An 18,140-nucleotide genomic window follows, 5' to 3' on the forward strand; every position below is an offset into this window, starting at 1 on the left:
GCTACGCAATGGTCCAGGTGTGCTCGCCCTTGAGCAGCGCGTCCAGGTCGCCTGTGCCCTTCACCTCCTTCGCGCGCCTCACCTGAGCCTGCAGCTTCTCCTCGTGCGTGGGGCGGTCGGCCACATAGAACACGCCGAAGGGGCGCGGGAAGGCGCCCTCATGGCGCGGGTCCTCGAAGAGGCGCACGAGGATGGAAGCCTTGAAGTTGTCTCGCTCATCGTGGATCCAGCAGTCGTTGGGCGAGAAGTCCGGGCCGATGTCGATCACGCGCGGCCTCATGTCCTTGATGCAGATGCCCTTGGTGCCGCCTGCGAAGGTGAGCGGCTTGCCGTGCTCCACGAAGAGCGTATGCGTCGGCTTGCTGGCCTTCTCCGTGAAGACCTCGAAGGCGCCGTCGTTGAATACGTTGCAGTTCTGGTAGATCTCCACGAGCGAGGTGCCGCGATGCGCATCAGCGCGGGCGAGCACCTCGCGCATGTGCTTCGGGTCGCGGTCCATGCTGCGGGCGATGAAGGTGCCATCGGATCCCTTCACCAGCGCGAGCGGGTTGAATGGATGATCGGTACTGCCCATCGGCGTGCTGCGCGTCACGGCTCCTTCGGGCGAGGTGGGCGAGTACTGGCCCTTGGTGAGGCCGTAGATCTCATTGTTGAAGAGCAGCACGTTCACATCCACGTTGCGGCGCAGCAGATGGATGATGTGGTTGCCGCCGATGCTGAGCGCGTCGCCGTCGCCCGTGATCATCCATACGCTGAGATCGGGGCGCACGCTGCGCAGGCCGCTCACGATGGCCGGCGCGCGTCCGTGGATGCCGTGCAGGCCATAGGTATCCAGGTAGTATGGGAAGCGCGAGCTGCAGCCGATGCCGCTGATGAAGACCACCTCTTCCTTCTTCCTGCCGCTCTGCTCCAGCAGCGTCTGCACCTGCTTCAGGATGCTGTAGTCGCCGCAGCCGGGACACCAGCGCACCTCCTGGTCGCTCGCGAAATCCACCTTCTCCGCGGGCGCGGATCCATTCACGGCGCTCATTTCCTCAGCAGGTTTAGCACGGCCTCTTTGATCTCCGCGCTGGTGAAAGGCAAACCTTGGATCTTGTTAAGGCCTTGTGCATCCACGAGGAATTCCGCGCGGAGCAGCTGTCGCAGCTGGCCGCTGTTCATCTCGGGAACCAGCACCTGCTTGTACTTCTTCAGCAGCGGCCCCAGACCTTTGTTGAAGGGGAAGAGGTGGCGCAGGTGCACGTGCGCCACGCTGCGGCCCTCGGCCTGCAACTCGAGCGCGGCTGTCCGAATCGCGCCGTACGTGCTGCCCCAGCCCACGATGAGGACATCACCTTCGGGGGGGCCGCTGTCCAACCGGATGGGCTTGAAGCGGTCGGCTATCCGCGCGACCTTCTCGGCGCGCAGGCGCACCATCAATTCATGGTTCCTCGGCTCGTAGCTGATGTTGCCGGTCTTGTCCTGCTTCTCGATGCCGCCGATGCGGTGCTGGAGCGCCGGCTGTCCGGGAAGCGCCCATGGGCGCACGCCGCGCTCGTCGCGCAAGTAAGGCAGGAACCGCTCGCCATCGTTCGGTGCCTTGATGAAGGGCGGGGCGATCTCCGGCAGATCGCCCGACTGCGGGAAGCGCCAGGGCTCCGCGCCGTTGGCGATGTAGCCGTCGGTGAGCAGGATCACGGGCGTCATGTGCTCCAGTGCGATCTGCACCGCCTCGAAGGCCATATCGAAGCAGTCGATGGGCGTGCTGGCCGCGATCACGGGGATGGGCGCTTCGCCGTTGCGGCCATGCACCGCCTGCCAGAGGTCGGCCTGCTCGGTCTTGGTGGGCAGGCCCGTGCTGGGGCCGCCGCGCTGCACGTTCACGATCACCAGGGGCAGCTCGAGCATGAACGCGAGTCCCATGGCCTCCGTCTTCAGCGCGACCCCGGGGCCACTGCTGGCCGTCACGCCCAGCGCCCCGCCATAGCTGGCACCGATGGCCGAAGCGATGGCGGCGATCTCATCCTCTGCCTGGAAGGTGACCACCCCGAAGTTCTTGTGGCGCGAGAGCTCGTGCAGGATGTCGCTGGCCGGCGTGATGGGGTAGCTGCCATAGAAGAGGCCCAGCTTCGCCTTCTGCGCGCCCGCCACCAGGCCCAGCGCCACGCCCTGGTTACCGGTGATGCTGCGGTATGTGCCCTTGGGCATCGGCGCGGGCTTCACCTCGAAGCGCGTGGTGAAGGTCTCGCTGGTATCCCCGAAATGGTAACCGGCCTTGAGCGCGCGCAGGTTGGCCTCGAGCAGGTCCGGCTTCCTGGCGAACTTCTGCTGCAGGAAGCGCTCGCTGCTCTCCATCCCCCGGTTGAACATCCAGTTGATGAAGCCGAGCACGAACATGTTCTTGCAGCGGTCCTTCTCCTTCATGCCGAGGGTGAGGCCCTCGAGGGCGGCACGCGTCATCTTGGTGACATCCACGCTGTGGAGCACGTACTGCGCCAAGGTGCCGTCGGTGAGCGGGTCGGCCTCGTCGATGTAGCCCGCGAGGCGCAGGTTCTTCTTGTCGAAGCCATCGCTATTGGCGATGATGATGCCGCCAGGCTTCAGCTTGTTGAGGTTCGCCTTGAGCGCCGCGGCGTTCATCACCACCAGAACGTCGCACTGGTCGCCGGGAGTGAAGACCTCCACGCTGCCGAAGTGGAGCTGGAAGCCGCTCACGCCGGCGAGGGTGCCCTGCGGCGCCCGGATCTCGGCCGGGAAATTCGGGAAGGTGCTGACATCATTGCCGAAGAGCGCACTGCTGTCCGTGAACTGCGCGCCGGTGAGCTGGATGCCGTCGCCGCTGTCGCCGGCGAAGAGGATGACCACGTTCCGCCGTTCCTCGACGGCCTTGGCCTGCTGCGTTCCTGTAGGCATGGAATTCCGGCGCGAAGGTAGGGCTGCGTCGTTGGGCGTGGGGGTGACCACCGTCACCGCAGCAAGCAACACGGCTGGCGCCCGGATGTTCGCGCCCTCAGGCGGTAAGGCCCGCCCCCGGCTCCCGAACGGGCAGGTTGACGGCCTCCACGCTCAGGATGGCGGGCGCCGCGCGCTTGATGGCCTCCTCCACACCGGCCTTCATGGTCATGGGCACCATGGCGCAGCTGGTGCAGGCTCCATGAAGGCGCACCCGGGCCACGCCTTCGGCCGTCACCTCCTCCAGGGTGATGTCGCCGCCATCGGCCTCGAGGAAGGGCCGCAGCTCACCGAGGGCTTCCCGAATGCGGGCCTCCAACGATTCACGTTCCATGCGGTCCATGGCTCAGGCGGGCATGGCATGCAGCACCTTGTCGGCGACTGCGGCGCAAAGATGGCCGAACGGCTCGGCAGCAGGCGTACCGCCCTGCAGTACAGCCGGCCGGCCCACGTCACCCGCCTCTCGCACGCTCTGAATCAGCGGCACCTCGCCCAGGAAGGGAACGCCCAGCTCCTCGGCCAGCGCCTTCGCCCCCCCCCTGCCGAAGATGTAGTAGCGATTGCCCGGCAGCTCGGCCGGTGTGAACCAGGCCATGTTCTCCACGATGCCCAGCACCGGCACGTTCACGCTGGGAAGCCTGAACATGCCAACACCCTTGCGCGCATCGATGAGGGCCACCGGCTGCGGCGTGCTCACGATGATGGCGCCCGAGAGGGGCACCGCCTGCACGAGCGAGAGGTGGATGTCGCCGGTGCCCGGCGGCAGGTCGATGAGCATGAGGTCGAGTTCGCCCCAGTCCACATCCTTGATCATCTGTTCCAGCGCCTTGGTGGCCATGGGACCGCGCCACACGATGGCCTGATCGGTCTGAGCGAAGAAGCCGATGCTGAGGAGCTTCACCCCGTAGCTCTCCACGGGGACGATCCAATGCTTGCCGTCCCGCTCGCGCGTTCCGGGCTTCTCATGCACCACGTCGAACATCAACGGCATGCTGGGACCGTAGATATCGGCGTCGATGAGGCCCACGCGCAATCCGCGCGCGGCGAGGCCGGCAGCGAGGTTGGCGGTGATGGTGCTCTTGCCCACGCCGCCCTTGCCGCTGGCTATGGCTACGATGTGCTTCACGTGGGGCAGCACCTTGCGCACGCTGGCGCGCTCGCCACTGAGGGGAGACACCTGCACCCGCACATCGACCTCCTGGCCCAGCGCCTGCTTGAGGTTGAAGATCATCGCCTCCTCCATGCGCTTGCGGCTGTGCATGGCGGGATTGCTCACCTCAACGCTCACATGGACGGCACGGCCTTCGATGCGGATATCGCGCACCAGCCCAAGGGCCACGATGTCCTTCTTCAGGTCGGGCTCAATGATGCGCGATAGGGCGGAACGGACCGCGTCTGGCGTTACCGGCATGACAAAGGGTGGGCGAAATTAGGCAACCCCGGACCCTGTCCCGACACGTCCGCAAGGGCTACGGGCGGAGCGGCCCGCTAGTGCTGCCCCGCCTTCCCGGAGCCGCCTGGCGCCGGAATCGACACCTCCACGCCATCGTTCTCCAACAGCCAGAGCTGTGCCATGGAGGGGTCATCGAAGTAGGCTACGCTGGCCGCAGAGGCCGGAATGGTGCTGACCATGTTGTCCACTGCGATTACCTGGAGGCCATCGGTGCCGCTCACGATTGCGATGCGGACCAGGCCGGCCTCGAGGAGCCTCGGAATCACCTCCCGCTCGCTCCAAGCCCGGTCCGCGAAGAGGATGGAGCCCAGGCCACGGGAGTCGCTCAGGAAGTGCTTCAGCCCGAAATCCCTCACGGCCTTGAGCACAGCAAGCGAGGGCGCGCGATAGGCCTCTCCGGTCGCGCTGCACCGCCAGGTGAGCCGAACCAGATGCTGTTGCGGGTGGACCTCCACCTGGGCGTGGTCGCTGGAAAAGGTGATCTGCGCTTCCATGGCTGATCCGATTGAGCCAGCAAGCTAATGCGCGACGGAACGGATTGCACGGCCCGCCCCGGAAAGCGCCTCCGCTCCTTGCGGATCCACCACTTCTGGGAGCACGGCCCGGCTCCTCTTCCGCCGCTCAGAGCCGAAGCTCGGTCACCGGATCCCAGAACCGGGCTGCGAAGTCCACCACTTGGTCGTCCTTCACACGCACGCCTTCCCCCTCCAGCAGCTTCTGCATGCGGTCATCCGGGCCGAAGTGGTGCTTGCCGGTGAGGATGCCCGCGCTGTTCACCACGCGATGCGCCGGTACGGGCGGCTTCACGGTGTGGCTGTTATTCATGCAATACCCGACGATACGGGCCGACCGTGCCGCACCAAGGTACTTGGCGATCGCGCCATAGCTCGTCACCCGCCCGCACGGGATCCGGCGCACCACATCCATCACATCAGCGAAGAAGTCACGCTGCTGGACCGCCCCCGCTCGCAGCTGCTTCCTAGGTGCTTTGCCGTTCGCGCCCATGATCATGCCGCTGGTCGTGCAGCGATCCATCGCCTGAAGCGTTCCACAGCATCGGTGCCGGAGAGGTCGGGCTTGGCCGGAATCGGCATCCGTCCGGCTGAGGTGCACCGCTGGCAAAGCCTGTCGAGCTCGGATACGCGCACCACATATGACCACGGAACCTCGCTCCGCGCACCGGATGAGGTCGTGCCCACGAACCGATCCGCATCGACCGTGAATCGCCGCTCCTCGTTGACTTGTTGATTGTCCTTTCGACTGGCCCATGCGGCAAGGACCACCATTCGAATGACCGGCAGGGAAAAGAGCACAAGCCCGTGGAAGCGGAGCGCCCCTGCCGCGGAAAGGAACGCGCAGGCCCCGACACCGACGAACACGGCATGCAACCACCACGCCTTGCGAAGCCAAGCCTTCATCAGCAGCCAGGGATACACCGACCGCGTGAGGCGCATGGGCTTGAGCGTGATGGCATCCATGCCTCAGTCCAGCGAGAACCGGACGTAATGGATCGTACGGCCTTCCTCCAGCCACATGCTCTCGTAGTAGGTCCGGATGCCCAGGACAGCCTGTTCCTCAGGCGATGCGCGATGCATGAGGTCGGCATAGATGTCGGCGCTATGCTCATGGATGCGCAAACCCTGCTCTTCGATCATCTCCAGCGTGTATTCGTACAGCACCGGGCTGTCGGTCTTCAGGTGCACCAGTCCCCCGGGCTTCAGGATCTCCTTGTAGCGCGCAAGGAAGATCGGGCTGGTGAGGCGCTTGCGGGGCTTGCCCAGCTGCGGGTCGCTGAAGGTGAGCCAGACCTCATCCACCTCCTGCGGACCGAAGCACCGCGTGACATGGTCAACATGGGTGCGCAGGAAACCCACGTTGCTCAGGCCTTCCTCCCGCGCATTCCGGGCACCGCGCCAGATGCGTGCGCCTTTGATGTCCACCCCGATGTAGCACCGCTCCGGATTCAGCCGAGCCAGGCCCAGGGTGTATTCGCCGCGCCCGCAGCCCAGTTCGAGCACCAAGGGCGCCTCGCGCTGGAAGAAATCAGCGTTCCAGCGGCCTTTCAGCGGGAAGCTGCCCTGCACGAGCTCCTCGAACGCGGGCTGCACCACATGCTCGAAGGTGAGGTTCTCGGCGAAGCGAGCCAGTTTGTTCTTACCCATGCTTTACCCGGCTGCACGCGGGCCTACCGGAGAGGGGCGCGAAGGTAGCCCCCGGGCGATAGCCGGCGGGTTGTCGAACTTGCCGCAGCTTAACGATCGCATCACGTCGCCGCACGCACCTTCGCCGACATGTTCAACGGAGCCCGCATCCTGGTTGCACCGCTCGACTGGGGCCTGGGCCACGCATCGCGGTGCGTGCCGATCATCCGCAGGCTGGTCGAACTCGGCGCGCAACCGGTGATCGGGGCCGACAAGGGCCCGCTGGAGCTGCTCCGCCGGGAATTCCCTGACCTGGAGCATGTGGTGCTGCCCGGTGTCGAGATTCGCTACGGCCGCGGCCCCAGCCAGCTATGGAGCATGGCCCGCCAGTTCCCGGCCATGGTGCGGAGCGTGCACGCCGAGCGGGCGCTCTTCGAACGGCTCCGGCCGGAACTGCGGCTGAACGCGGTGATCAGCGACCAGCGGTTCGGCATCCGCAGCCCCGACCTCCACAGTGTGCTCATCACGCACCAGGTCTTCCCGTACACGCCCTTCGCGCAACGCGCCTTGCGCCGGGTGAATCGCCTGCACATCAGCCGCTTCAACCGCTGCTGGGTGATGGATGAACCGGAAGCGCCGGGGCTGGCCGGCGAACTCTCCCATGGACGCCCGTGGCCTGGCAATGCGCGATACATCGGAACAGTGAGCCGGCTGCAGCGGGAAGGGCCTGCGGAGGGCCCTTATGATACGGTAGCGGTGATCAGCGGCCCGGAGCCCCAGCGCACGCTCCTCGAGCACCGGCTCATCAGCCAACTGTCCTCACTTCCCGGCCGCCACCTCCTCGTGCTCGGGCTGCCTGGCTTGGACCGCCAGGAACAGGTGGGGACGCTGGCCATCCGTGCCCATCTCGATGGGGCTGCGCTCGGTGCGGCCCTGCGCGGGGCCCGCCTTATCATCTCGCGGAGCGGCTACACCACCCTGATGGACCTCGCGGCCTTGGGACGCTCGGCTCTCGTTGTGCCCACTCCCGGTCAGCTGGAGCAGGAATACCTGGGTGAGCTGCATCGCCGCACCGGGCGTTTCGTGGTGCAGGTGCAGGAAGCGCTCGACGTGCGCCGCGCGCTCCGCGAAGCGCTGCCACCCCGAGCTGAGCCGGTGAGCGCGCACGCACCGCTTCTGGAAAGCGCCTTGGAAGAGCTGGCGGCCGCCCTCTGCTGAGGCACTCCCGTTACTTTGCGGCCATGCCGAAACGGTACGCCCTTCTTCTTTGCTCCCTTTCCTACGCACTGGCAACGGCAGCGCAGGACGACCTGGACCAGCGGCTCAACCGGCTGATGGAACATGGCGCACGGCTTCGCGAGCAGCAGCAGGCCCTCACCGCCAGGCTCGACTCGACCAAGCTGGCCATCATCCGGCGCGACCTGCTCGCCAAAGGCCTGCCGAAGCTCGAGGCCGGCGAGACCCTCATCACGCACCCGGGCCACCTGCTCGTGTACAGCGAACGGCACGAGCAGGCCAAATGGGTCGCGCACATCGCTTCGCCGGACCTCATCACCGGCAGCCTGGCCCGCATCGACTCATTCCTTCCCGATCCCAAGGTGAGCACGGGCACCGCGGTCACGGCCGATTACTGGAACAGCGGTTACGACCGCGGGCACCTGGTGCCGAGCGCCGATATGCGGTGGAACGGCGATGCCCTGCTGGCCACCTACTACTACAGCAACATCAGCCCGCAGAAGCCTGAGCTGAACCGCGGCACGTGGGCGGAGCTGGAGGATTGGGGGCGCCGCTACGTGAACTTCAGCAAGCGCCGGGTATTCGTGGTCACAGGCCCTGTGCTCCGGGAGGACCTGCCCACCCTGCAGAAAGCGGACAGGAAGAATGAGGTGAGCATCCCGGAGCTCTTCTGGAAGGTGATCGCCGACCTGGATGGCGAGCAGCCCAAGGCCATTGCCTTCGTGATGCGGAATGCCGCACAGGAATACCCGCCCATCAGCTACGCCGTCCCCGTGGACAGCGTGGAGCGCCTCACCGGCCTGGACTTCTTCCATGCGCTGGACGATGCCACGGAAGCGCGCATCGAGGCCATGCGCGAGCCGCAGGACTGGTATGCCGAGGGCGATCCCTTCTTCGGCGAGGCCGAGCCGTTGCGGGCACCGCTCCCCAAGGGCATGTTCAACACGGTGCAGGCGAAATACCACATCGGCAAGACGGCCACGGTATGCGGCACCGTGGTGAGCACCCGCAAGACCGCGAAGGCCAAGGCCATCTACCTCAACTTCGACCGGATGCACCCGCATCAGGACTTCTATGCCACCATCTGGGAGTACAACGGGCCCAATTTCAGCTACGACCCTGAGACCCATTTCCTTCAGAAGAAGGTCTGCGTAACGGGCAAGGTGACGGTGTTCGACGACATCCCCCGTATCAGCATCAACAACGAGAATGAAGTGATGCTCTACGACGAGGCCGTGACCGGGCGCTGATCAATCGGGACGCTGCAGCGTGAAGGTGAATGTGGTGCCCTTGCCCTCCACGCTTTTCACCGTGATGCTCTGCCCATGGGCATCGATGATGTGCTTGACGATGGCCAGGCCCAGTCCCGAGCCGCCCTCGTTCCGGGCGCGGCTCTTGCCCACTCTGTAGAAGCGCTCGAACAGCCGCGGAAGGTGCTCGGGGCTGATGCCGATGCCATCGTCCGCCACCTCCACGGCCACCTGGTCGCCGAGCAGGTAGCTTGAAACGTGGCAGCCCCCCCCCTCACGGCCGTAGTTGATGGCATTCGTGAACAGGTTCACCAGCACCTGCATCAGCCGATCGCGATCCACCCGCACAGGTGTGCCGCGCTCCACGCCGTTGACCAGCTTCACCCCTTTGGATGCGCTCTGCAGTTCAAGGGATTCGATGGCGTCGCGCACCACCTCATGGAGGTCCACCACCGCAAGCCGGAGGTCCATAACGCCGCTCTCGAGCTTCGAGATCATGTCCAGGTCCTCCACGATCTTCATCAGGCGGTCGACTCCGTTGGAGGCGCGCTCCAGGAAGTCGCGGTTCACCTTCTCGTCCTCCAGCCCGCCTTCCAGCAGCGTAAGGATGTAGCCTTGGATGTTGAAGATGGGCGTCTTCAGCTCATGGGCCAGGTTGCCTATGAATTCGCGGCGGAACTTCTCGCGTTCCTGCAGCTCGCGGATCTCCGTGCGCCGCTCGCTGGCCCATTCCGCCACCTCCGCATTCACCCTGCTGAGCTCATCGCCCGCAGCGGTCCGCTCCGGCGCAGGCCTCCCGCGCCGCAGATCGTGAACGGTGCGATAGAGCGTCTTGATCCGCCCATGCACGAAACGCTCGATGCCGAATGAGAACGTTGCGTATGCCACCCCGAGGATGGCCAGCGCGCACAGGAACGGCCACCAGGGCGCCAGGGATGAACCGGCGATGTCGGCGCCCATGCCAGCCAGCAGGCCACCGATGGCCGCCACCGCCATGGAGGCGAGCAATGCGATCTGGCGTGGGGTGAGTTGGCCCATGACGGTGCGTGCCGGCACGTAGGGCAAGTTTACCCCCGAGCGGGGATGCCCGACAGGCAGGACCGGTGATTTAACCTTTCCGAAACACAGGCCGGGTAGCTTGCGCCGCCATTCCCCATGCGCTTCGGGCTGATCGAGTTCCTTACCCTCGCTGGGTCGCTGGGCCTCTTCATCTATGGGATGAAGGTGATGAGCGAAGGCCTCCAGAAAGTAGCGGGGCGCCGCATGCGCAACGTGCTGGCCAGCATGACGGCCAACCGCTTGCGGGGCGTCCTCACGGGCTTGGTGAGCACCGGGGTGATCCAGAGCAGCAGCGCGGCCACCGTGATGGTGGTCGGCTTCGTGAACGCCGGATTGCTTTCGGTGCGTCAGGCGATCAGCGTGATCATGGGCGCCAACATCGGCACCACCTTGAAGGCCGTGCTGTTCAGCTGGGCGGTGTTCGCCGATGTGAGCATCACCAAGCTGGCCATCCCCATCATCGGCATCGCCTTCCCGCTGCTGTTCATGAGGGCGCCTCGGGCCCGAGCAGGCGCCGAATTCCTGCTAGGCGCAGCCCTGCTCTTCCTCGGCATCGAGTTCCTCAAGCAGTCGGTCCCCGCCCCCTCGCCGGAGGCGCTGCGCTTCCTCCATGGGCTCAGCGACCGGGGCATGCTCTCCGTGGTGCTGTTCGTGCTCATCGGCGCCGCGCTGGCGGCGGTCATCCAGTCCTCGAGCGCCTCCATCGCACTCACCCTGGTGCTCTGCGAGAACGGGACCATCGGCTATGACATGGCCGCAGCGCTGGTGCTGGGCGAGAACATCGGCACCACGGTAACGGCGAACATCGCCGCCCTTGTGGCCAGTGCATGGGCCAAGCGCACGGCACGCGCCCACCTGCTGTTCAACCTCATCGGCGTGGCCTGGGCGCTGCTCCTGTTCAGGCCATACCTCGACCTCATCGACCGCTACGTGGCAGCCACCTTCGGCGCCTCGCCCTATTACGACCATGCCTCGATCATGTGGGCGCTCACCGCGCTCCACATCAGCTTCAATGTGACCAACACCCTGCTGCTGGTCGGATTCGTGCCCCTGCTTGAGCGCATCGTTACATGGATGGTGCCCGCCCGCACCCAGCTGGATGAGGAATACCGGCTGGAATACCTCGATGCTGACATCCCCCTCTCCCCCGAGGTCTCCCTCATCGAGGCACGTCGTGAGATCGCCCGATTCGGCCGTGTCACCCATGAGATGCTGGGCATGACGCGCGAACTGCTCACCGCGCGCGAGAGCGTGCAGCGCGACCGGCTCATGCAGCGCATGGCCCGATACGAGCAGCTCACCGACCGCATCGAGGTGGAGGTGGGCAAGTACCTTACCAAGACCAGTACCGAGGCGCGCAACGAGGAGGTCACCCAGCGCATCCGCGGCATGCTCAGCATCGTGGGCGACCTGGAGCGCGTGGGCGACATCTTCTTCCAGATGAGCAAGGCCATGGAGCGCAAGCTCGATGACCGCGTCTGGTTCACACCGGAGCAGCGGCAGGACCTCTCCGGCATGCTCGACCTGCTGGACCAGGCCTTCGAGGTGATGCACCGCAACCTGGATGCGGACCAGGACCTCGTGCGGCTGGATGAGGCCGTGGAGGCCGAGCAGCGCATCAATGCCTTGCGCGACCAACTGAGGCACAAGCATTGGAAGAGCATCGAGGAGGGCGACTACAACGTTCGCAGCGGCCTCGTCTACCACGATCTGTTCAGCAGCTGCGAGAAGGTGGGCGACCACCTGATCAACGTCTCCGAGGCGCTCGCCGGCGAGATGTGACCGCGCCCCTCAGGGCGCCACCTTCACCGGATCGCTGACCACCGTATTGCTGGTGTGCAGTGCGCGGTCAACCAAGCGCGCGGAGATGCGGACGGTATCGAACGGATTGCCCGGCACGATGGGCCAAGGCTTCAACGCCACGGCAATCTCCCCCTCCAGCGCCTTATTCTGGCCGGTGGGTGTGATGCGCGGGATGCGGTAGTACAGCGGGAGCGCGAAGTCCACGCGCGTCCACACGCCGTTCCGGAGCTCATCGTAATCCAGGAAGAGGTTGTGGTAGTAGGTCGACCCGGTGTCGAACGGCGGCTGATTGTCACCGCCGTCCAGGCCCACATCCCCGTCACCATCGGTGAAACCGATGACGAAGGAGGCCGAATCCTGGTATTGGGTGAACGATCGGAAGGTGATGACCGGCTCCACCGGGAACTCCTCCGGCTTGCGGCAGCCGAGCACCGCCGCCATGGCGATGGCCAGGAGCCCGGCTACTTTTACCCGCGAGGTGCGCATCGGTCGCATTGTTCCAAAGGTATGCCGCCAGCGGTGCCACAGCCCAGCCCCACCCTCTTCCGGGAGCAGGTCCTGGCCGTCCGCACCGCTGAGGAGTTCAACGCCGCCGCCCTTGGATTATTCCGTCTGCATGCCTCCTCGAACCCTGTGTACCGGGGATTCCTTGAAGGACTGGGGCAGGACCCGGCCGAGGTGCGCGAGGTGGCTGGCATCCCGTTCCTCCCCATCACGGCGTTCCGCCGGCATACCGTGCTGCTTGAGGGGCTCAAGCCCACGATCACGTTCACCAGCAGCGGCACCACCGCCTCCGTCACCAGCCGGCACCCCGTGCCCTGGCCGGACCTCTACGAGCGGTCCTTCATGGCTTCCTTCACTGCTGCCTATGGCCCGCCTCAGGGTTGGCGCATACTGGCGCTGCTGCCCTCCTACCTCGAGCGCTCGGGCAGCTCTTTGGTCCATATGGCTGAGCGCCTCATCGCGGCCACGGGCGATGCGCTCAGCGGCACCTACCTCTACCGGTACGACGAGCTGGCGGAGGCGCTCCGCCGCTCGGAGGCAGAAGGCCGGCCCACCCTGCTGCTCGGCGTCACCTTCGCCCTCCTCGACCTGGCCGAGCACCATCCGATGCCGCTGCGCCATACCGTGATCATGGAGACGGGCGGCATGAAAGGGCGCCGGCCCGAATTGGTGCGGGAGGAGCTGCACCGGATACTGCGTGAGGCCTTCGGGGTGCCGGCCATCCACAGCGAGTACGGCATGACGGAACTGCTCTCGCAGGCCTGGAGCGGCGGGGAGGGCGTATACCGGTGCCCGCCGTGGATGCGGGTACGCATACGCGAGGTGAACGACCCGTTCGCTACGGTGCCGGACGGCCGAACGGGAGGCCTCGACATCATCGACCTCGCCAACGTGGCCAGTTGCCCCTTCATCAGCACGCAAGACCTGGGGCGCAGGCACCAGGACGGGGCCTTCGAGGTGCTGGGCCGCTTCGACAACAGCGATGCGCGGGGGTGCAACCTGCTCCTTGAGGTCTAGCCCGCCACCTTCACCAGGAAGTAGTTCTTCTTGCCCCGTTGCAGCAGGAGGAAACGCCGATCGGCATCCGCAGTCCACGCCTCCTCCACCTTCTGGCGATTCACGCTGATGCTGCCTTCCTTCAAGGCACGCTTCGCTTCGCCCTTGCTGGGAAGGAAGCCCGTCAGCTCCGTGAGCAGATCGGTGATTGCGGCGCCCATGAGGCGCTCGCGCGGAACCTCGGCCTGCGGCACCCCCTCAAACACCTCGAGCCATTGCCGGTCCGTGAGGCGGTCCAACGCATCGGCCGTGGCATTGCCGAAGAGGATCTCGCTCGCCTGCTGCGCAGCCTTCAGCTCTTCCCGGCCATGGACCCGGCTCGTGATCTCCTCCGCCAGCGCCCTCTGCAAGGCCCGCTGGTGCGGCGCCTTGGCATGCTCGGCAATCAGGGCCTCCACCCGCTCCTGCTCCCAGGTGGTGAAGATCCGCAGGCACTTCTCCGACTCCGCGTCGGCAGTATTGAGCCAGAACTGGTAGAACCTGTAAGGCGAGGTGCGCTTCGCATCGAGCCAGATGTTGCCGCCCTCGCTCTTGCCGAATTTGCTGCCATCGGCCTTGGTGAGCAGCGGCGTGGTGATGGCGAAGGCAGGGTTGCTGACGGCCTCCTCTCCCCCCATGCGCCGGATGAGCTCCGTACCGGTGGTGATGTTGCCCCACTGGTCGCTGCCCCCCATCTGGAAGCGCACGCCCTTGTGCTTCCAGAGCCAGTAGAAGTCGTAACCCTGCACCAGCTGATAGCTGAACTCGGTGAAGCTGATGCCCGTCTCCAAGCGGCTCTTCACGCTGTCCTTCGACATCATGTAGTTCACGGTGATGTGCTTGCCCACCTCACGGATGAAGCGCAGGAAGCCCATGTCCTTGAACCAGTCGTAGTTGTTCACGAGCTCGGCCGCGTTCGGGCCGCTGAAATCGATGAAGCGCTCGAGCTGCGCCTGCACGCAAGCCTGGTTATGGCGCAGCGCATCCTCGTCGAGCAGGTTGCGCTCGGCGCTCTTGCCGCTGGGATCGCCCACCATGCCAGTGGCGCCGCCGACCAGCGCGATGGGCGTGTTGCCGCAGCGCTGGAAGTGCACCAGCATCATGATCTGTACCATGTTGCCCACATGGAGGCTGTCCGCCGTGGGGTCGAAGCCGATGTAGCCGCGCTGGGGGCCCTTGGACAATTGCTCCTCGGCGCCGGGCATGCTGTCATGCAGCAGGCCTCGCCAGCGCAGTTCCTCGATATAGTTCCTCATGACGCTTCACCCGCCCGGCGGGCGGCAGCGAAGGTAGCCGGAGGCGGGCGGAGGGGCTACCTTTCGCTCCCCCGCATGGATCTCGTAACCGGCGCCACCGGCATCGTGGGCACGCATGTGCTCCTCGAGCTCCTCCGTGCCGGGAGGCCGGTGCGTGCGCTGCACCGCGCCGACAGCGATCGGGGAATCGTGCAGCGGGTCTTCCGCCACTATGGCCACGAGGGGTTGGCCGGCCGCATCGAATGGGCCCAAGGCGACCTTCAGGATGTCGACGCACTGCGCGATGCGCTACAGGGCATCACGCACGTCTATCATGCCGCAGCGGTCGTGAGCTTCGACCCGCGCCACGCACGGTCGATGTATGCGGTGAACGCGGGGGGAACTGCGAATCTCGTGGACATGGCCCTGGAGGCGGGTGTGTGCAGGCTGTGCCACGTAAGCTCCACCGCAGCCATCGGGTCCGCCGGCGCCGGTGCGGTGCGGGATGAGTCGATGCCCTGGGCCGACGTGGCGGGGACATCGGACTACTCCCGCAGCAAGCATCTGGCGGAAATGGAGGTGCAGCGCGGCATCGCGGAAGGGCTTGATGCAGTGATCGTGAACCCGAGCGTGATCATCGGGCCCGGTGCCCCGGGCCGCAGCAGCATGGCGCTCCTCACCCGGCTCCGCAAGGGAACACGCTTCTACACGCGGGGCACCAATGCATTCGTCGATGCCCGCGACGTGGCGGCATGCATGGTGGCCCTCATTGAGCGCGGCTCCTGCGGCGAACGCTACCTGATCCCCGGCGAGAACGCCACCTACCGCAGCCTGTTCGAGGCCGCCTGCCGCGCATTCGGGAACCCGGCGCCTACCTGGGAGGCGAAGGCATGGATGCTCCATCTGGCCTGGAGGGCGGAACGGCTGCGCAGCCTGCTCACGGGCTCCTCTCCCTTGGTCACCCGCACCGCCGTTGCCAGCGCCCTTGCGCGCCGCTCGTACAGCGGCGCTAAGGCTGCGGAGCTCCTGGGCTACCGGTTCAGGGCCTTGGAGGAGTCCGTGGCCAACGCGGCATCCTTCGCCGCCGCTGCATCGTGAAGGCGCTCGTCCTTCATCACCCGCAGCCGCTCCACAACAGCTTCATACACCGCCTGCATCGCCTCCGGCCGGGCGGCATAGTGGTCGAAGCTCCTGCGGAATGCCGCGCTGTCGATGCCATGCTCCGCGAATACCTCGGCATAGCAGCTATCCGGATCCGAGGTCGCTGGCTGCATCATGGCGATCTCCTGATTCAGCCGCGCCTCCACCAGCGTCATGTCGACCATGATGCCCACGAACCGCTCCCGGGGCAGTACCTCTTCCGGCACGGGGTCTGCAGGGCGGCAGCCGCACGCGAGCAGGAGCAGCAGAATGGCAACGGGCCTCATCGGTCGAACATGAGCCGCTCTCCGCGCGCATCGCCGTCCACCCGGCCATCGGCGTAGACCTGCCGGCCATTCACCCAGGTGCGCAGGACCTTCGCATGGAACCTCTGGCCCTCAAAGGGCGACCAGCCGCATTTGCTCAGGAGGCCATTGCGCGTGACGGTCCACGGCGCATCGAGGTCCACCAGCACGAGATCGGCCTTGAAGCCCTCGCGCACATAGCCCCGCTCGGCGATGCGGAAGAGCCTCGCGGGCGCGTGACAGAGCTTCTCGACCACCTGCTCGATGGTGAATACGCCTTCGCGCGCCAACTCCAGCATCGCCGGCAGTGCATGCTGCACCAGGGGGCCGCCGCTCGGGCACTGGCGGTACCTCTGTGCCTTCTCCTCGAGCGTGTGAGGCGCATGATCGGTGGCCACCACATCGATGCGGCCCTCGTCCACGGCCCTGCGGATGGCATCGCGGTCGGCTGCTGTCTTCACGGCAGGGTTCCACTTGATCAGGCTGCCCTTCGCGGCGTAGTCGGCATCGGTGAACCAGAGGTGATGGACACAGGCCTCAGCCGTGATGCGCTTACCCTCCACCGGCCCCGGTTCGAAGAGCCCTACCTCCTTCGCCGTGCTGATGTGCAGTACATGCAGGCGCGTACCGAAGGCCTTCGCCCGCGCCACCGCAGTGCTGCTCGAACGATAGCAGGCCTCGGCGCTGCGGATGAACGGATGCTCCTCGATGGGGATGTCCTCTCCGTAGCGTTCGATGCGCCTCTCGAGCTCCTGCCTGATGAGAGGGTCATCCTCGGCATGGATGGCGAGCAGCAGGTGCGCGCGGCGGAAGAGCTCGTCGAGGGCATGCTCCTCGGTGATCACCATGTCGCCGGTGCTGCTCCCGAGGAAGGCTTTGAGCCCGCAGACCCGGCGGGGGTCGGTGCGCACCACCTCCTCGATGTTGCGCTCGCCGCAGCCCATGTAGAAGGAGTAGTTCACCACGCTGGAGGCCGCTCCGAGGCGGTACTTCTCCTCTAGCAGCTCCTGGGTGAGGGTCTGCGGAACGGTGTTGGGCATCTCCATGTAGCTGGTGATGCCGCCAGCGGCTGCGGCCATGCTGCCGTGCGCGATGTCCTCCTTGTGGGTCAGCCCGGGCTCGCGGAAATGGACCTGGTCATCGATGGCGCCCGGCAGCAGGTGGCGTCCGGCAGCATCCACCTCCCGTGCCCCAGGCACCGCGCCGATGCCCTCCGGAGCGACCCTGGCGATCCGATCGGCCTCCAGGAGCACATCGGCCTGCACCGAGAGGCCCTCATTCACTACGACCGCATCTCTTATCAGCGTGCGTTCCATGGCCATCATTTGATCCACCCGCCGAAGCGCATCTGCAGAACGCCGATCATCGCCTCGCGGAAGATGCTGGTGTTCATCTTGCTCGTCCCCTTCTCCCGGTCGATGAAGGTGATGGGCACCTCCGCGATCCGGAACCCTTTCCGCCGGGCGCGGTACTTCATCTCGATCTGGAAGGCATAGCCGACGAACCGCACCTCATCCAGCGGGATCGCCTCCAATACGCGCCGCGTGTAGCAGACGAATCCGGCAGTGGTGTCGCGCACGCCGAGCCAGAGCACGGCGCGCACGTAGAGCGACGCGCAGTAGCTGAGCAGCACACGGTCCCAGCTCCAATCCTTCACATGGCCGCCCTTCACATAGCGCGAGCCCACGCTCATGTCCGCACCGTGGTCTGCGCAAGCCTTGTAGAGGCGGACAAGGTCATCCGGGTCGTGCGAGAAATCCGCATCCATCTCGAAGATGAACGCATAGCCCTCCGCCAACGCCCATTTGAAGCCCGCGATGTACGCCGTTCCCAAGCCGAGCTTGCCCTGTCGCTCGATCAGGTGCACGCGCCCGGGATGCAAGGCCATCATCTCCCGCACGATCGCTGCGGTGCCATCCGGGGATCCATCGTCCACCACCAGTGCATCGAATGCGGGATCGAGGCGGAGCGCATGCGCGAGAATGTCGCGGATGTTCTCCCGTTCGTTGTAGGTGGGGATGATGACGAGTCGCTGCGCCAAGGCGGAG

At 65.7% G+C, this 18,140-nt stretch carries 19 protein-coding genes; 5 read left to right on the forward strand and 14 right to left on the reverse strand.

Features of this window, described 5'->3' with window-relative positions; genetic code table 11:
• Position 1 precedes the first annotated feature (1 nt).
• The 8 genes from QY325_10505 to trmB form a co-directional block, all read right to left on the reverse strand.
• Positions 2-1,030 (reverse strand): 2-oxoacid:ferredoxin oxidoreductase subunit beta, encoded by a 1,029-nt coding sequence (locus QY325_10505; GenBank protein ID WKZ65191.1) that lies wholly within the window; start codon positions 1,028-1,030, stop codon positions 2-4.
• A complete protein-coding gene (locus tag QY325_10510; GenBank protein ID WKZ65192.1) occupies positions 1,027-2,892 on the reverse strand; it encodes a 2-oxoacid:acceptor oxidoreductase subunit alpha in 1,866 nt (621 codons plus the stop codon). Before QY325_10510 ends, QY325_10505 begins: the two co-directional genes overlap by 4 nt.
• Before the next feature lie 97 nt (positions 2,893-2,989).
• A complete protein-coding gene (locus QY325_10515; protein WKZ65193.1) occupies positions 2,990-3,265 on the reverse strand; it encodes a NifU family protein in 276 nt (91 codons plus the stop codon).
• 12 nt (positions 3,266-3,277) lie between these two features.
• Positions 3,278-4,342 (reverse strand): Mrp/NBP35 family ATP-binding protein, encoded by a 1,065-nt coding sequence (locus tag QY325_10520; protein WKZ65194.1) that lies wholly within the window; start codon positions 4,340-4,342, stop codon positions 3,278-3,280.
• 77 nt (positions 4,343-4,419) lie between these two features.
• Complete coding sequence (locus tag QY325_10525; protein ID WKZ65195.1) at positions 4,420-4,878, reverse strand: hypothetical protein; 459 nt, start codon at positions 4,876-4,878, stop codon at positions 4,420-4,422.
• A gap of 127 nt (positions 4,879-5,005) precedes the next feature.
• Positions 5,006-5,389 (reverse strand): MGMT family protein, encoded by a 384-nt coding sequence (locus tag QY325_10530; GenBank protein WKZ67976.1) that lies wholly within the window; start codon positions 5,387-5,389, stop codon positions 5,006-5,008.
• A gap of 2 nt (positions 5,390-5,391) precedes the next feature.
• Positions 5,392-5,862 carry a hypothetical protein gene (locus QY325_10535; GenBank protein WKZ65196.1) on the reverse strand — a complete coding sequence of 157 codons (471 nt, stop codon included), beginning with the start codon at positions 5,860-5,862 and terminating at the stop codon, positions 5,392-5,394.
• A gap of 3 nt (positions 5,863-5,865) precedes the next feature.
• Positions 5,866-6,546 carry a tRNA (guanosine(46)-N7)-methyltransferase TrmB gene (trmB, locus tag QY325_10540; GenBank protein ID WKZ65197.1) on the reverse strand — a complete coding sequence of 227 codons (681 nt, stop codon included), beginning with the start codon at positions 6,544-6,546 and terminating at the stop codon, positions 5,866-5,868.
• Between the two features lie 129 nt (positions 6,547-6,675).
• Here trmB and QY325_10545 point away from each other — a divergent pair, with 129 nt between their 5' ends.
• The gene (locus tag QY325_10545) at positions 6,676-7,743 is read left to right on the forward strand and encodes a glycosyltransferase (protein WKZ65198.1); all 1,068 of its coding nucleotides are present in this window, start codon (positions 6,676-6,678) and stop codon (positions 7,741-7,743) included.
• A gap of 23 nt (positions 7,744-7,766) precedes the next feature.
• Complete coding sequence (locus QY325_10550) at positions 7,767-9,011, forward strand: DNA/RNA non-specific endonuclease (GenBank protein WKZ65199.1); 1,245 nt, start codon at positions 7,767-7,769, stop codon at positions 9,009-9,011.
• On the opposite strand, the gene QY325_10555 is transcribed toward QY325_10550, so the two are convergent.
• Positions 9,012-10,067: an ATP-binding protein gene (locus QY325_10555; protein WKZ65200.1), complete on the reverse strand. Its 1,056-nt coding sequence runs from the start codon at positions 10,065-10,067 to the stop codon at positions 9,012-9,014. It abuts the gene before it with no gap.
• 99 nt (positions 10,068-10,166) lie between these two features.
• Between QY325_10555 and QY325_10560 the strand changes: the two genes are divergently transcribed.
• Positions 10,167-11,852, forward strand: a complete 1,686-nt coding sequence (locus QY325_10560; protein ID WKZ65201.1) for a Na/Pi cotransporter family protein — start codon at positions 10,167-10,169, stop codon at positions 11,850-11,852.
• A gap of 9 nt (positions 11,853-11,861) precedes the next feature.
• Here the strand turns inward: QY325_10560 and QY325_10565 are convergent, their stop codons facing one another.
• Positions 11,862-12,359 carry a hypothetical protein gene (locus QY325_10565; GenBank protein WKZ65202.1) on the reverse strand — a complete coding sequence of 166 codons (498 nt, stop codon included), beginning with the start codon at positions 12,357-12,359 and terminating at the stop codon, positions 11,862-11,864.
• Between the two features lie 21 nt (positions 12,360-12,380).
• Between QY325_10565 and QY325_10570 the strand changes: the two genes are divergently transcribed.
• On the forward strand, positions 12,381-13,394 hold the full coding sequence (locus QY325_10570) for an acyl transferase (GenBank protein WKZ65203.1): 1,014 nt from the start codon (positions 12,381-12,383) through the stop codon (positions 13,392-13,394).
• Here QY325_10570 and tyrS read toward each other — a convergent pair.
• Positions 13,391-14,668 (reverse strand): tyrosine--tRNA ligase, encoded by a 1,278-nt coding sequence (gene tyrS / locus QY325_10575; protein WKZ65204.1) that lies wholly within the window; start codon positions 14,666-14,668, stop codon positions 13,391-13,393. The two genes, QY325_10570 and tyrS, sit on opposite strands and share 4 nt — an antisense overlap.
• A gap of 75 nt (positions 14,669-14,743) precedes the next feature.
• On the opposite strand from tyrS, the gene QY325_10580 reads away from it, so the two are divergent.
• On the forward strand, positions 14,744-15,745 hold the full coding sequence (locus tag QY325_10580; GenBank protein ID WKZ65205.1) for an NAD-dependent epimerase/dehydratase family protein: 1,002 nt from the start codon (positions 14,744-14,746) through the stop codon (positions 15,743-15,745).
• Here QY325_10580 and QY325_10585 read toward each other — a convergent pair.
• Genes QY325_10585 through QY325_10595 form a run of 3 tightly spaced genes read right to left on the reverse strand, consistent with a single transcriptional unit; the run spans position 15,679 to position 18,133 of the window.
• Positions 15,679-16,074: a DUF4296 domain-containing protein gene (locus QY325_10585; protein ID WKZ65206.1), complete on the reverse strand. Its 396-nt coding sequence runs from the start codon at positions 16,072-16,074 to the stop codon at positions 15,679-15,681. The two genes, QY325_10580 and QY325_10585, sit on opposite strands and share 67 nt — an antisense overlap.
• Complete coding sequence (locus tag QY325_10590) at positions 16,071-17,408, reverse strand: dihydroorotase (protein ID WKZ65207.1); 1,338 nt, start codon at positions 17,406-17,408, stop codon at positions 16,071-16,073. The genes QY325_10585 and QY325_10590 overlap by 4 nt, the downstream gene beginning before the upstream one ends.
• A gap of 5 nt (positions 17,409-17,413) precedes the next feature.
• On the reverse strand, positions 17,414-18,133 hold the full coding sequence (locus tag QY325_10595; protein ID WKZ65208.1) for a polyprenol monophosphomannose synthase: 720 nt from the start codon (positions 18,131-18,133) through the stop codon (positions 17,414-17,416).
• Positions 18,134-18,140: the final 7 nt, after the last annotated feature.

Source organism: Flavobacteriales bacterium, from assembly GCA_030584065.1.
GTDB lineage: Bacteria > Bacteroidota > Bacteroidia > Flavobacteriales_F > PHOS-HE28 > PHOS-HE28.